A 15,386-nucleotide genomic window follows, 5' to 3' on the forward strand; every position below is an offset into this window, starting at 1 on the left:
TCTTCACTTCGCATGCGGCCGCTGAATCGTATAAGAACGGATTCGTGCCCGGCATGTGCTCGTACGGTTCTGATAATAAATGAAATTTCCGGATATTTTCATTTTTTTATTGACAAGCGCATTTGCACAACGTTATAAAATCGCTGTGTTTGAAAACGTTTTCATTACGTTTTTGTCAAAATAACACAGCGCATTGATGAATAGAATAAGCACAAAAACCAACCTCGATGTAAGGGCTCCGGCCCAGGAGAATAATAAGATGAAGATCATGCATGCTCTTCTGTTGAGCGCGGCCATGTCGGGAAGCGTCGCCGCGCAAACCGTGACTCTGGAAGTGGCTTCATTTCCCGATCTGGACAGAGGCATTAAAGCCGCCATACCGTTATATCAGGAAGCGCATCCTGACGTGGAGATCAAGCTGGTCAGTCTGGCTTTCGGCGATCACCACAATGCGATGACCACCTCTCTCGCCACCGGTTCCAACCTGCCTGACGTCATGGCGGTGGAAGTCGGGTTTATCGGCAAATTCGCCGCGTCCGGCGGCATTGAAGATTTATCCAAACCGCCCTACAACGCCCTGCAATATCAGGATCAATTCGCCAAGTTCACCCTCCCGCAGGCCACCGGCGGAGACGGCAATCTGGCGGCGATTCCTGTGGATATCGGCCCCGGCGCTTTGTTTTACCGCCAGGACTTGTTACAAAAGGCGGGAGTCGATGAAAGCGCTTTCTCAAATAATTGGGACGCTTTTATTGAGGCGGGTAAAAAAGTGAAGGAAAAAACCGGCGCGTACATGGTGGCGCACGCTGGCGACCTGAAGGACATCATCATCCGTTCGGACCTGGAGGACGGCGAAGGCATCTTTTTTGATAAGGAAAACAGCTCTCTGGTGACCAGTCCGCGCTTCGAAAAAGCGTTCAAAGTGGCGAAAGCGGCGCGGGACGCCGGTATCGACGCCAAGGTCAAAGCCTGGACCAGCGAGTGGACCGAAGGGCTACGGCGGGGGCAGATCGCCACCCAAATGATGGGTTCCTGGGTGGCGGGACATCTCGCCAACTGGATTGCGCCGGAATCCGTCGGGCTATGGCGCAGCAAGCAACTGCCTGACAATGTGTACGCCAGCTGGGGCGGCTCTTTTTACGCCATACCCGCCAAAGCGCAGCACAAGGAAGAGGCGTGGGAGTTTATTCGTTTCCTGGCCTTGAACAAAAGCATGCAGTTGGAGGCGTTCCATAAGTTGGATGCGTTTCCCGCGTTGGTCACGGCGCAGAATGATCAGTTTCTGCAGCAGCCCATCGAATTTCTGGGCGGGCAGAAAGCCCGCGTCCAGTGGAAAGAGGCGGCGGATCGCATTCCCGCCATTACTGTGAACAAGTACGACACCATCGCCGACGAGATCGTCAACGCCGAGCTGGATAAAGTGCTGCTGCACGATAAAGATATCAAGGAAGCGCTGGCGGATGCGCACAAGCTCATCAAACGCAGGGTCCGCTATTAAGCGGGCCTGAAGTGCGTGAACAACCAAAGTCCATATCAGACTTAGTGGAGGCCCGGTAATGTCGGCGGTTATGGAGCGGCGGGAAACCCCAGCGACGGCGCAAGTCAAAACCAGACGCAGATGGCTGACCCGGAAAACGGCGCCTTATGTATTTATCAGCCCGTTTTTCATTCTATTCGCAGTGTTCGGGTTATTTCCGTTGCTGTTCACCATCTATCTGTCCTTTCATTACTGGGATCCGTCCACCGGCTTGGGCGGTATGAAATGGGTCGGCTTTGAGAACTTCACGTTCGTGCTCACGGACGACTGGTTTCACAAGTCGCTCTATAACACCTTTTGGATCGCGCTGGTGAGTGGGGTTCCCCAACATCTGGCGGCGATACCGCTGGCGTTTTTCCTGCACACCCGGTTGTCGCGCTGGCGCAATGCGGTGGTGGGGCTGTATTTCCTGCCGTTTATTACTTCCACAGTGGCTATTTCCCTGGTGTTTACCTCGTTGTTCTCTCGCGACTATGGGCTGATCAATGTGCTGCTGACGCAGATGGGACAGTGGGAAATCGCCGGACTCAGGCCCCTGAGCTGGGTGTTTCCAACGGAGAACATCGACTGGAATGACCCCGGCTACACCAAGTGGGTGATTTCCTTTGTGGTCTGGTGGCGTTATGTGGGATGGAACACGGTGTTGTATCTGTCCGCGCTGCAGACCATTCCCAAGGATCTGTATGAGGCCGCGAGCATCGACGGCGCCAGTCGCCGCCAGCAGTTCTGGCATATCACCGTGCCGTTGCTGCGGCCCATGATGTTCCTGGCGATTACTCTCAGCATCATCGGCAACCTGCAGCTATTCGAGGAGCCCTTTATTCTCACTGGCGGTCTGGGGCCGGGCGGCACCAGTATCGGCGGACCGGATCAAGCGGGCAAAACGGCGGCGATGCACATGTACGCCACCGCCTATATCGAAAGCGATTTCGGCACGGCGTCCGCAGTCGCATGGCTGTTGTTCCTGATCATCGCGATGATGACCTGGGCCAACAACAAAGCCTTCAAAGAAAAATCCTAGGCGGGAGCAGGCAATGGAAAGGCGCATCATCCTGGACCCCGGTCAGTGGATCGCATTCATGGTCGTCGCGGTTGGCGCGATGATCATGCTGGGGCCTTTTTACTTCATGTTTGTGTTCGCCACCCACAGCAACACGGATATTCTCTCCGTTCCGCCGCCGGTATGGTTCGGCGGTCAGTTTGTGGCGAACGTGCAGGTGCTGCTGGATAAGCTGCCTTACTTCTGGAACAACCTTGGAGTGAGCTTTTATGTGGCGGTCATCACCACGGCGCTGAATTTGTTCTTCTGCTCTCTGGCGGGCTACGCTTTCGCCACCTATGAGTTCCGCTTCAAAAACCTGTTGTTCATGATTGTCATGAGCACGCTCCTCATCCCGCCGTTTCTCGGCATGATACCCACCACCCTGATCATGACGCTGTTCGGGTGGATGAATGAGCCGCGGGCGCTGTATCTGCCCATGGCTTGTAGCGCCTTGGGCGTATTTTTGATGCGTCAGTACATCAGCTCCGCGATTCCCCGGGAACTGCTGGAGGCGGCGCGCATGGACGGCTGCGGCGAATTCGCCACTTTCCGCCATATCGTGCTGCCGCTGACGGGGCCCGCCATGGGCACCCTGGGGCTGATCACTTTTATCACATCCTGGAATAACTTCATGACGCCTCTGGTGGTCATGCGGGACATGGAAATGTACACGGTTCCGTTGGCGCTGCGCGCGCTACAGGGCTCCGGGCAAGTGCCCTGGGGCGCTATCTGCGCAGGCTCCTCCATCGCCGTGGCGCCGCTTCTCATTATTTTTATCTTGGCGTCGCGGAGGCTGATCGAAGGTATGACAGCCGGCGCGCTTAAGGGATAGAAGCGGCGATTTAGAAAGCAATAAGAGGCTTGTATTTATGAATCAGAAATTTGCAAAGGATTTTACCTGGGGCGTGGCGACCAGCGCGTACCAGATTGAAGGCGCCGCCAATGAAGGCGGCAGGGGGCCTTCCATCTGGGACACGTTCTCTCATACGCCGGGCAAGACGGTGAATGGCGAGACCGGCGACGTCGCCTGCGATCACTATCATCGCTACCAGGAAGATGTGGATCTTATTGCTGGATTGGGTGTGGACGCCTACCGTTTTTCCATCGCCTGGCCGCGGGTGCAGCCGGATGGCAAAGGCGCCTGGAATGAAGCCGGGTTCGATTTTTACAGCCGTCTTATCGATGCGCTGCTGGTCAAGGGCTTACAACCCTATGTCACCCTGTATCACTGGGATTTGCCACAGGCGCTGGAGGATGACGGCGGCTGGCGCAATCGCGACACCTGCCATCGGTTCGCCGACTATGCGGCGGAGTTTATGCGGCGTTACGGCGATTGCGTGAAAACGATTTCCACTCATAACGAGCCTTGGTGCACCGCCACGCTGGGGCACGCTACCGGCCAGTTCGCGCCGGGTTATCAGGATGAGGCGATGGCCTACCAGGTTTCCCACCACCTGCTGTTGTCCCATGGCCTGGCCATGCAGGCTATGCGTGGGGTGAATGCGGAGACCCCGGTGGGCATCGTGCTCAATCATACTCCCACGTATCCGGCCAATCCGGATTCGGAAGCCGATCGCCAACTGGCGCGTCTGGATGACGGAACCAACATTCGCTGGTACATGGACCCGATTTTCCGCGGCGCCTACCCCCAGGATGTGCTGGCGTATCTGGGAGACAAAGCGCCCAAGGTCACGGACGGCGATATGGAGACCATCCGCCAGCCGTTGGATTTCCTGGGCGTGAACTATTACACCCGCGGCTACTTCAGCCACGCCAATCCGCAAACCCCGGCGCCGGCGGCCATGGGAGTGACGGACATGGGCTGGGAAGTCTATCCGCAAGGTCTGGCGCAACATCTGGTGAGAATCACCCGCGACTACCTGCCGCCGCCGATTTACATCACTGAAAACGGCGCCGCCTTTCCCGATCGCATGCAGGAAGGCGAAGTGCAGGACTTAGCGCGGATTCATTATCTGCAGACTCACCTGCAGGCGCTGCGTCAGGCCATGGAGTTGGGCGCGGACATTCGCGGCTATTTCTATTGGAGCCTGGCGGACAACTACGAATGGAATTGGGGTTACAGCAAGCGTTTCGGGCTGACCTACGTGGATTACGCCACCCAGCAGCGCACGCTGAAAGCCAGCGGCCACTGGTATCGGGACTTTATTGCTCGTCAGCGCGCCTAGCTACGGCGGCGCAACTGAGTGAAACACTAACGCGGGACGAGGGGAGAATTGCATGGCGTCCTTACAATTGCTTGGCGTTGAAAAGAGTTATAAAGGCGGCGCCAACATCATCAAAAAGCTGGATTTGTTTGTGGAAGACGGCGAATTTGTGGTGTTGGTGGGGCCCTCAGGCTGTGGTAAATCCACCTTGCTGCGCATGATCGCGGGGCTGGAGGAGGTCAGCGCGGGACATATCCTGATCGGCGACAAGCGCGCGGAAGGACTGCCGCCTTCGGAGCGCGGCGTGGCCATGGTGTTTCAGAGTTACGCCCTGTATCCCCATATGACTGTGGCGGAAAACATGGGGTTTTCCTTGAAAATGGCCGGTCTGCCGAAGCCTCAGGTGACGCAGGCGGTGGAGCGGGCGGCGGAAGTGTTGCAAATCACCCATCTGCTGCAACGCAAGCCCAAGGCTCTGTCAGGGGGGCAACGCCAGCGGGTGGCCATCGGTCGGGCGATTGTGCGCGAGCCCAGCATTTTCCTGTTTGATGAACCCCTTTCAAACCTGGATGCTGCGCTGCGCGCCCAGATGCGGCTGGAGCTGGCCAAGCTGCACAAGCAACTGGGAACCACCATGGTCTACGTGACCCACGATCAGACCGAAGCCATGACGCTGGGAGACCGCATCGTCGTGCTTAACGGCGGTCATATCGAACAAACCGGTCGTCCCATGGAATTATACGAACGGCCCGGCAACCAATTTGTGGCGGGATTTATCGGTTCGCCGAAGATGAACTTTCTCCCCTGTCGCGTGCAGGCCAGCAGTGAACAGGGCGCAACGGTGCAGATCGGCTCATCGCCGCGCCCGTTGCAGATCCCCGCGCCGTCCGGTCGCGTCGCCGGTGAGCCGGTGTGCCTGGGGGTGCGACCGGAGCATGTGCGGTTGACGGCGCCGGATCAGGGCATTCCTGCGCGCGTGGACATCATTGAAGAAATGGGCGATGTCGCAGTGGCCTATCTGCATGTGCCGGGGCTGGAAAAGCATCTGGTGGTGAAAACGCCCACTTCCGCCATGGGTTTCTATGAAGGCGGTCAGGTTGGCGTCGCGGCTGAGCTGGAGTGCTGTCATCTCTTCAATCAACAAGGGGTTAACCTGTCTTTGGGCTGAGCCTGTTTCCGACGCGATTGCGGGGCCAGGGAACAGCCCGAAGTACGCAGAGAGCTTTGGGGGCGATTTGCGTATCGACGTGGCCTGATCGGCTCGTCTTGGCGACGGTTGTTAATTTGGGAACAAATTGGGAATCGTCGCCTTTCTTGTTTTCAGTTTCTGAAGAAATGTCTTTTATTGTCATAAAATATCAATTATTTCAATAAGATGAATTATTGTTGCGGCTGTCTGGCGTAAGCGCTGCTTTGTCCTGTGTTGACAGAATGTTGCGTTTTAACGCCTTGGCTAAGCCGCTGCAGCCTTGACCCTGGTACCCCCCTGCAACATGATTTTGGGGACGTTCCCAACGGTAGAAGCCTGTCATGCCAACAATTATCGATGTATCGGAGCTGGCCCATGTGTCGAAGTCCACGGTCAGCCGGGTGGTGTCAAACAAAGGGTCTGTGTCTCCCGCCGCCCGTAAGCGGGTGGAGGACGCCATTCGCAAGCTGGGCTACCGTCCCAATCACTTCGCACGGGGCCTGAAAAGTAATAAGTCCGACATTATCGGCGTGGTGGTGGTGAACCTCGCCAGCCCTTTCTATGCGCAGATGCTGAGCGGGGTGCAGGATTATATCTCCGGTTCCGACAAACATCTGGTGGTCACCAGCGGCTATGGCGACCTGGATCGGGAAGTCGCCGTCATCAATTCATTACTGGATCGCCGCTGCGACGGCCTGTTGCTGTACGTGGAGAACGAAGTGCCGTTGGAGCGTCTGGCTGGCGTGCATCCCGGCAATTATCCCATCGTGACCATGGGACGCATGTTGCCGGGCATTTCCAAATGGTCGGCGCGAGTGGACAACTTGCACGGCGGCTATATGGCGGCGCGTTATTTATTGGAGAAAGGGCACCGGCGCATCGCCCATCTGATGGGGCCGGAGAGCTATCTTGACGCTCGCCTGCGGCGGGACGGCTTCCTGCGCGCCATGGCGGAACAAGGCCTGACCGAGCGCGACTACCTGATTCTGTCCGGCCCCTATGAGGAGACGTTTGGCTATCAGGCGACCTTGCGGCTGTTGGACGGCGGCGCCCGTTTCACCGCCATTTGCGCTGGCGATGACGACATGGCGGCGGGGGTATATCAAGCCCTGCGCGAACGCAGCGTCAGCGTGCCGGAGCAGATTTCGGTGGTGGGGTATGACGATAACTTTCACGCCAAATTAATGTGTCCCGCACTGACCACCGTCAGGCAGGACGTGATGGAGATGGGCGAAGCGGCGGTAAAACTGCTCATCGAACGCTTGGACAATCCAACCATGGCGGAGAAACACATTGTGTTGGAGCCTAAGCTGATCGAACGAGACTCAGTGAGGGATCTGAACTGAGTCGCGAGGGGGTCAACTTAAACAGGAAATGGGAAGGCGAATGAAAGCGACGACAAAAATAAAAACGCGGTCTTTGATGGCTTGCCTGGCGCTGACGGCTTCGGTGCAGGCGGCGGAGGCGGATCAAAACAGGATTCACGGCGGTGAACTGGTGTTGGCTCCGACTCAGACCAACGCCCACGTGCGTAACTTCAACCCCTACAATTTCTCTGTCGGCGCTTTTTACGCTCAGGATTTCATCTACGAGCCCCTGTGGATATACAACATCGCCCATCCTGGCCAGGACTTTCCGCGCCTGGCCGTCTCCTTCGAGACCGCAGACGACCTGCGCTCCGTCACCTACCATCTGCGCCCTGGCGTAAAGTGGTCCGATGGCCAGGCATTCAGCGCTGACGATGTGGTCTTTACCTTCGAGCTGGCGAAGTCACACCCGGCTTTTCCGGTAGGTCTGGACATTCAGTCCGACAGCAACCCCAATGGGCTGATCGTCAGTATGGAGAAGGTCGACGACCTTACTTTTGTGGTGCGTCTCAGCAAACCCAGCGGGCTGGCGCACGAACATATCGGCGTTATGTACCCCTTGCCGCGCCATATCTGGAAAGATGTGCAGGACCCGACCACTTTCGCCAATTCTGAGCCGGTGGCCACCGGGCCGTTTACCGAGGTGCGTTCTTTCAGCATGTCCCAGTTCAAAGTATGCCGAAACGAGAAATACTGGGACGCCGGTAAACCTTATATCGACTGCCTCAAATTTCCCCAGTACTCCGGCAATGATCAGACCATGCTGGCGGCGCGGGCCGGCAAAATCGACTGGCTGGGGGACGGGATGTCGGATCCAGAAAGAACCTACGTCAACGGCGACAAGCACAACAAATACTGGTTTCCCGCCGGGGCCAACGCCAATTTACATTTGAACACCCACAAAGCGCCGTTCAACAGCTTGCCGTTCCGGCAGGCGTTCAGTATGGCGCTCAATCGCCGTTTTATTCTGGATGTGGCCACCTTCGGTTTGACGACGGAAACCCAATTTCCCATCGGCACCGGCGAACTGTACAAGGACTGGTATGACGCGCAGGCCCTGCAGCCCTATCGCTACCTGATGGAGTACAACCCCAAGCGCGCCAAGGCCTTGTTGGATGAGAACGGCTTCGTCGACCGCGATGGCGACGGCTGGCGCGACAACCCGGACGGTTCTCCCATTGAGTTTAAGCTGGCGGTGCCTTCCGGCTGGTCGGACTGGGTCAACACCATGATGACGGTGTCGGAAAACCTGCGCGACATTGGCGTCAACGCCCATCTCAGCACCCAGGACGAAAGCACCTGGTTTGCGGGAACCACCCAGGGCGATTTTGATGTTTACATCATGTGGACCAAACCTTCTGCGACGCCCCATGGAACCTACAGTCTGATGTTCGCCACGGATGGATTGGCGGAAGGCCGGCGACTGGAGCAGAACATGCATGGCATGGTTATCCCGGAGATCAATCAGGCGCTGGATCGGTTTGCGCAAACCCAGGACAGGGCGGAACAGAAAAAATGGCTGACGCAGGTGCACAAACAGGTGGCGGAGAAGTTGCCGGTCATCACCCTGTTCGCCAACCCGGATTGGTATCAGTACAACGACTCCCGCTTTCAGGGCTGGGTGACCCAGGACAATCCCTACGTGCGGCCCATGCTGCATTTGGGGGTGCCGGAGCGGGGCGTGCATGTGCTGAATCTGTCCCTACGTAAAGAAGCGGCGGCGCAAGTGGCGCGACAATAGCGTCCGTCAGGGAGATGTGCTGATGCGCTTTATTCTGCGCCGTCTGGGGTTTTACTGCGCCGCCTTTGCGGTGGCGTTGACCCTCAATTTTTTTATCCCCCGCCTGATGCCGGGCGATCCGGCGGCGACGCTGTTTGTCAGCCTGCGCGGGCGCATGTCGCAGCAAAGCCTGGACGCCATGCGCGCCGCCTACGGGTTTGACGGCAGCCTATGGGATCAGTTCGTCGCCTATGTGTTCAGGCTGATGCATGGCGATCTGGGCGTCTCCACCGTCAACTTTCCGCAGCCTGCTTCGGAAATGCTGTTATACGCCGCAGGCTGGACCTTGTTTTTAGTGGGCGTCGCGACCTTGTTGAGCTTTGCCGTGGGCATTGTATTCGGAATGCTGGCGGCCTGGCGGCGCGGTTCCTTCTTCGACACCCTGTTCACGCCGGTGAACGTGATGCTGAACGCTTTTACCCCGGCGGTGGTGGCGTTGCTCCTGCTGTACGGCTTCGCCCTGCAACTGGAATGGTTTCCTTTGGGACGGGCCTACGACATCGATCTGGAGCCGGGATGGAATATGGCCTTCATAGCCAGCGTCCTGTATCACAGCGTGCTGCCGCTGGCGTCCCTGGTGATCATCGCCATCGGCGGATGGCACCTGAGCATGCGCAATACCATGATCAATCTGCTTAACGAAGACTACATCACCCTGGCGCGGGCCAAGGGGCTCAGCGGCCGCCGAATCCTGTTTCGCTACGCCGCCCGCAACGCCATGCTGCCGCAGATTACTTCATTGGCGCTGACCTTCGGCTTTGTGCTGGGCGGCGCGCTGATCACGGAGGTGGTGTTCAACTATCCCGGATTGGGTAAGTTCACCCTCGCGGCGATTGAGAAACGAGACTACGCCTTCATTCAGGGCCAACTGCTGTTTCTAACTGTCACTGTGCTATTGGCGAACCTGATTGCGGATGTGCTGAATCTGCTGCTGGATCCCCGTTTGCGCGACAGGAGCGAATTAGCATGAAACTGCATGAACTACAGGTCGAGCTGGGCTTGAATAAACCGCAGACAAATGGGCTGCTGCGTTGGGCGCCGGCGCCTCTACGCGTATTTCTGGCGGATAAGCGCGGCGTGGCGGGTCTGGCGATCCTGCTGTTGCTGACGGCGGCCGCCTTGGGTGCGCCTTGGTTGACGGAATTCCCTCCTGATCGTATGAGCGCCATGCCGCACTTGCCGCCGGACGGCGAGCATTGGCTGGGAACCACGCGCATGGGGAAGGATGTGTTCGCGCAGTTATTGTACGGCGCCCGAGCCAGTTTGACGGTGGGTTTGCTGGCCGGGGCGCTGGCGACCCTGATCGGCGTATTCGTGGGCATGTGCGCCGGTTATTTCGGCGGTCGCCTGGATGACGCCATCAGTTTCATCGTCAATGTGGCGCTGGTGATTCCCGCATTGCCGCTGATTATCGTCATCGCCAGCTTTGTCGACAGCGCCAGCCCCATGGTGATCGGGCTGGTGCTGGCGGCCACTGGCTGGGGCTGGACGGCCCGCATTATCCGGGCGCAGACCCTGCAAATCCGTCATAAAGACTTCATCCTGGCCGCCCAATTGCTGAATGAGCCCTGGTGGCGCATTCTGGCGGCCCACATCCTGCCCAACATGCTGTCTCTGGTGGTGAGCGGCTTCGTGCTGACCACTATCTACGCCATTCTGGCGGAGGCGGGCCTGGAGTTTATCGGCCTGGGCGATCCCAGCGCGGTGACCTGGGGAACCATCCTGTTTTGGGGGCAGCAGAATTCTGCGCTGCAAGTCGGCGCCTGGTGGGAAATTCTGCCCGCCTGCTTCGCCATCATGCTGACCGGCGCGGCGCTGGTGTTGATCAACTTCACGGTGGACGAGATCGCCAATCCGCTGCTGCGTAAACGGCGTGGGGAAAAAGCGGTCATCGCTTACCTGCGCAAGAAGGGACTGCCTGTCAATGACTGACGCCTTATTGAGCATCCGCAATCTTTGTGTGGATTACCTGACGGACGCCGGCGTCGCCCGCGCCGTGGACGATATCAGCTTCGACATCCGTGCGGGGGAGGTATTCGGTCTGGCTGGGGAGTCCGGTTGCGGCAAGAGCACCACTGCTTTCGCTATCGCCAGATTGATCCGCATGCCGGGCTTCGTGTCCGATGGCGAAGTGCTGTTCGAAGGACAGGACGTGCTGCGCATGGACGCAAAACGGCTGCGGGCGTTTCGCTGGGCGCAGACCAGCGTTGTCCTGCAGAGCGCCATGAACGCCCTGAACCCGGTGATACGGGTGTCGGAACAGGTCTGCGACGCCATTCGCGCCCATCAGCGCGTGAGCCAGGATCAGGCGCGCGCGCGGACCAAGGAGCTGTTTGCCCTGGTGGGCATCGATCCCGGACGGTTAGACGATTATCCCCATCAATTCAGCGGCGGCATGCGGCAACGTATCTGTATCGCCATGGCGTTGGCGCTGCGGCCGCGGCTGATCATTATGGATGAACCGACCACGGCGTTGGATGTGGTGGTGCAGCGCGACATTATCGGCAAAATTTCCGCATTACAGCAGGCGTTTGGCTTCTCTGTGCTGTTTATCTCTCACGACCTGGGACTGATGCTGGAGTTTTGCGACCGCATCGGGGTCATGTACGCCGGTCGACTGGTGGAAGCGGGAACGGCGCAGCAGGTGGGAGAGCAACCGGCGCACCCTTATACACTAGCGCTGCTGCGCTCTTTCCCGTCATTGCACGGTCCTCGCAGACGCTTGCAGGGTATCCCCGGCGCGCCGCCGCGCCTGACGGAAACGATCGCGGGCTGCGCCTTTGCGCCCCGTTGCGAGAAAGCTGAGTCAGCCTGTCACACACAGGCGCAAACGCTTGCTTCACTGGCGGCGGGACGCGTCGTCGCCTGCGCCAGAGTATCGCGCCCAGTTGTGACGACGATGCAAACGACGGAGGTCTCATGACGTCAGAATCCGCATTACTGCGCATGGAGAAGGTGTCCCTGGATTTTAAAACCGGGACCTGGGGGCGCAGATCTGTATTACGCGCCTTGCGCGAGGTCAGCCTGACCCTGCGACCAGGCAGAGCCCTGGCGTTGGTGGGCGAGTCAGGCAGCGGCAAAAGCACCTGCGCGCGTTTGCTGAGCGGGCTGCATCAGCCGACGCAAGGCGACATCTATTGGCGCGGCGTGGATCTGGAGCAGCGTAAATCCAAAGAGATCGCCGCTTATCGTCGTAGCGTGCAAATGATCTTTCAAGACCCGTTCAGCTCTCTTAATCCGGCGTTATCCATCGGCTATCAGATTGAGCGGCCTTTGCTGGCCAACGGCATTGTCGACAACGCCGCCGAAGCCGCCCGACAAGCCCGGAATTTGCTGGAGCGGGTCGGCTTGCATCCGGCCGAGGAAACCGCCGCAAAACGCCCTCATGAACTAAGCGGCGGCCAGCGTCAGCGGGTCGCCATCGCCAGAGCGCTGGCGGTGAAGCCGGAAGTGATATTGGCGGACGAACCCACTTCCATGCTGGATGTGTCAGTGCGCATCGGCATACTGAATCTGCTGTTGGATCTGAAGCAGGAACAGGGCATTGCGTTTCTGTTTATCACCCATGATCTGGCCTCTGCACGCTATTTCGCCGACGACATCGCTGTCTTATACGGCGGTTCTTTGGTGGAGCAGGGCGATAGCGACGCTATTACGCAGAACCCGCAGCATCCCTACACCCGGCTGCTGCTGAATTCCATTCCTGGCGCGAGCGTCGATCCGGCGTCTATTCCGACGCAGACGGACGCGCCCCTGCGTCGGCCGGACGCGGAAGGTTGCCCCTTCGCCCACCGTTGCCCGCAGGCCATACCCGAATGCAGTAACGTCACGCCCGCGTTGCGTCAGCTAACGGACACCCACGCCATTCGTTGTCATCTTTATTGAACCCATTTCGGAACCCTTTTATGTCGATCAGCCTGCTTGTGAACCATCTTGGTTATTCCTGTGACGCCGTCAAACGTTGCATCGTTCAAAGCCGGGAGCGATTAACCGGCTCGATGGCGCAACTGATCAGCGAGGACGGCGAGATAGTGGCCCGGTTCGCCTTGGGAGATCCCATGCGCGCCGCCGGCTGGCACACAGGCGACTGTTACGTTTTGGACTTCAGTCAGGTCACGGAAGCGGGTCGCTATCGCTTTGAAATGGATGGCTGCGAGGTGGGCGGCGGTCGTCCACGCTCGCACTGGTTTGATATAGACTCAAGTATCGGACAGCGTTTGACGCCGCTGATGACGGAATATTTCCGATTGATGCGGTGTCAGGGCCGCTATGACGACTATGATCGCAACCTGCCGTTTTTTGGTCAGCGTAAATCCGGGCGAGTCGATGTCAGCGGCGGCTGGTACGACGCCTCCGGAGATGTCAGCAAATACTTGAGCCATCTCTCCTACGCCAACTATATGGCCCCGCAACAGACGCCGCTGGTGGTGTGGAGTCTGCTGTCGGCGGCGCCGCGTCTGCCCAAGGCTGTTCAAGCTCAGGCGGGGGAAGAAGCGTTATACGGCGCGGATTTTCTGTGTCGGATGTTCGATGAGGACGAGGGCTACTTTTACCAGATTGTATTTGACCGCTGGAGCAAGGACCCCGAACAGCGCAATATCTGCAACTACGCCACGCAGAAAGGCTACAAGAGCGAGCGCTGGGAGGCCAGTCTGCGCCAGGGCGGCGGTATGGCCATCGCCGCCCTGGCCGCCGCGGCGCAGTACAGTGTGGCCCTTGGCGTGTATGACAAACCTTATCGACGCATCGCCGAGCGCGCCTTCGCTCATCTGCAGGAAAACAATCTCGCTTACCTGGATAATGGCAAGGAAAACATCATCGACGATTACTGCGCCTTGCTGGCGGCGGTGGAGCTGTTTCAGTTAACCGGACAGGAACGATACAGCCTGTACGCCACAGCGCGCATCCGCAATCTGGTCAACAAACAGAGTTGTGGCCATGGTTACGAGGGCTGGTGGCGGGTGGAGGAGGACAGTGACCGTCCTTTCTTCCACGCCTCCGATGAAGGGCTCCCCATTATCGCCCTGCTGAGGGCGCAGGAGGTGATGGATAGCGATATTCCGCTGCAGTTCTTCGTCCGCCGTGGGCTGGAGTTTTATCTCTCTATCAGCCGGGATGTGGACAACCCTTTCGGCTATCCCCGTCAGTTGGTGAAACCCCTCAAACAACGTCCGCGGGCGCAGTTTTTCTTCCCTCATAGCAATGAATCCGGCTATTGGTGGCAAGGGGAGAATGCGCGACTGGGCTCGCTGGCGGCGGCGTCCCGTTGGTATCGACGGCAGAACGACGTTCCTGAACGCCTGCAGGGAGAGCTGCGTGGATTTGAACAGAATTTGCAGAACTGGCTATTGGGACTCAACCCGTTCAACTGCTGCATGGTGGAAGGCGTGGGTCATGACAACCCGCAATACAGCGAACTTTATCCCGCCTCCCAAGGCGGGATTTGCAACGGCGTTACCTCCAGCCTACATGATGAAATGGACATCGCCATGATGGAGACGGAAGACCCGCTGCACAGTTGGCGCTGGAGCGAGCAATGGCTGCCCCACGCCGCCTGGTGGCTATTGGCCTTCTCCATGGAGGATCAGGGCGTTTCGTAGCGGTAATGCCCGGTGATGGGATAATCGAACAGCATGTCCTCCAATTTGGGACCACGTCCGATGTTGTGAACGATCATGGGGCGGCCGCTGAGCCAGTGTTTTTTATCCACGACGATGCCGATGTGAGGCAGATTGCCCGGCAGCATCCAGGTCACCAGATCGCCGGGCTGATAATCCTCCGCCTTGTCGGTGACGGGCAACGATTGGCCGTGACGGGAAAAGTAGGTCTGCAAATTGGGAACGCGACGGTGATCGATGTTGGCGTCCGGCTTTTTCAGTCCCCAGATCTTCGGATACCGCGAGAAATGCTGACGCATGTCCTCATGCACTTCTTGTTGCAGGTCCACGCCTAACTGGCGGTAAGCGCGTATCACCACATCGGTGCAGACGCCAGTGTTCGCCGGTACGTCGCCGTTGGGGTAGGGAATCCTGCGATAGCTGCCGTCATACACAACCTGATGATTCGTTCGCTCAAGCGCCGCGGTGGACAGGCGTTGAGAAAAGTCGCCGTCGGCCTGTGTCAACGCTGAGCAGAACGTCATGGCGGCGAACAGGAAAAGGCGCGCTTTGCAATGGACAATACAACGCATATAGATAACATCTGCTTCTTAATTCATTCAGACGTCAGCATGGCGGAAAGTGCAATGGAAAACCATTCGACTTCAGCGAATAATTCGACGCTTGCCGCAGCCTGCCGGACAGTCTC

General features: G+C 58.2%; 13 protein-coding genes. 12 read left to right on the forward strand and 1 reads right to left on the reverse strand.

The window, feature by feature from the left end; genetic code table 11:
• Positions 1–259: 259 nt before the first annotated feature.
• The 12 genes from O5O45_RS25970 (at position 260) to O5O45_RS26025 (ending at position 14,680) form a co-directional block, all read left to right on the forward strand.
• Complete coding sequence (locus O5O45_RS25970; RefSeq protein ID WP_305902214.1) at positions 260–1,498, forward strand: ABC transporter substrate-binding protein; 1,239 nt, start codon at positions 260–262, stop codon at positions 1,496–1,498.
• Between the two features lie 58 nt (positions 1,499–1,556).
• Positions 1,557–2,558 (forward strand): carbohydrate ABC transporter permease, encoded by a 1,002-nt coding sequence (locus O5O45_RS25975; protein ID WP_305902215.1) that lies wholly within the window; start codon positions 1,557–1,559, stop codon positions 2,556–2,558.
• Positions 2,559–2,571: 13 nt separating this feature from the next.
• The gene (locus O5O45_RS25980; RefSeq protein WP_305902216.1) at positions 2,572–3,411 is read left to right on the forward strand and encodes a carbohydrate ABC transporter permease; all 840 of its coding nucleotides are present in this window, start codon (positions 2,572–2,574) and stop codon (positions 3,409–3,411) included.
• Between the two features lie 37 nt (positions 3,412–3,448).
• Positions 3,449–4,765, forward strand: coding sequence for a GH1 family beta-glucosidase (locus O5O45_RS25985; protein ID WP_305902217.1), 1,317 nt, complete (start codon positions 3,449–3,451; stop codon positions 4,763–4,765).
• 52 nt (positions 4,766–4,817) lie between these two features.
• Positions 4,818–5,912: an ABC transporter ATP-binding protein gene (locus O5O45_RS25990; protein ID WP_305902218.1), complete on the forward strand. Its 1,095-nt coding sequence runs from the start codon at positions 4,818–4,820 to the stop codon at positions 5,910–5,912.
• 362 nt (positions 5,913–6,274) lie between these two features.
• Complete coding sequence (locus O5O45_RS25995; RefSeq protein ID WP_305902219.1) at positions 6,275–7,279, forward strand: LacI family DNA-binding transcriptional regulator; 1,005 nt, start codon at positions 6,275–6,277, stop codon at positions 7,277–7,279.
• Positions 7,280–7,319: 40 nt separating this feature from the next.
• Positions 7,320–9,041 carry an ABC transporter substrate-binding protein gene (locus tag O5O45_RS26000; RefSeq protein WP_305902220.1) on the forward strand — a complete coding sequence of 574 codons (1,722 nt, stop codon included), beginning with the start codon at positions 7,320–7,322 and terminating at the stop codon, positions 9,039–9,041.
• 22 nt (positions 9,042–9,063) lie between these two features.
• Positions 9,064–10,050, forward strand: a complete 987-nt coding sequence (locus O5O45_RS26005; protein WP_305902221.1) for an ABC transporter permease — start codon at positions 9,064–9,066, stop codon at positions 10,048–10,050.
• Complete coding sequence (locus O5O45_RS26010) at positions 10,047–11,012, forward strand: ABC transporter permease (RefSeq protein ID WP_305902222.1); 966 nt, start codon at positions 10,047–10,049, stop codon at positions 11,010–11,012. Before O5O45_RS26005 ends, O5O45_RS26010 begins: the two co-directional genes overlap by 4 nt.
• Positions 11,005–12,003, forward strand: coding sequence for an ABC transporter ATP-binding protein (locus O5O45_RS26015; protein ID WP_305902223.1), 999 nt, complete (start codon positions 11,005–11,007; stop codon positions 12,001–12,003). Before O5O45_RS26010 ends, O5O45_RS26015 begins: the two co-directional genes overlap by 8 nt.
• Entirely contained in the window at positions 12,000–12,965 is a 966-nt protein-coding gene (locus tag O5O45_RS26020) for an ABC transporter ATP-binding protein (RefSeq protein ID WP_305902224.1), read from the forward strand. The genes O5O45_RS26015 and O5O45_RS26020 overlap by 4 nt, the downstream gene beginning before the upstream one ends.
• A gap of 20 nt (positions 12,966–12,985) precedes the next feature.
• Complete coding sequence (locus O5O45_RS26025; protein WP_305902225.1) at positions 12,986–14,680, forward strand: glycoside hydrolase family 9 protein; 1,695 nt, start codon at positions 12,986–12,988, stop codon at positions 14,678–14,680.
• Here the strand turns inward: O5O45_RS26025 and O5O45_RS26030 are convergent.
• Positions 14,665–15,270, reverse strand: coding sequence for a DUF1287 domain-containing protein (locus O5O45_RS26030; RefSeq protein ID WP_305902226.1), 606 nt, complete (start codon positions 15,268–15,270; stop codon positions 14,665–14,667). The genes O5O45_RS26025 and O5O45_RS26030 overlap by 16 nt on opposite strands.
• Positions 15,271–15,386 lie beyond the last annotated feature (116 nt).

The organism is Hahella sp. HNIBRBA332, assembly GCF_030719035.1.
In the GTDB taxonomy this organism is placed as follows: Bacteria; Pseudomonadota; Gammaproteobacteria; order Pseudomonadales; family Oleiphilaceae; genus Hahella.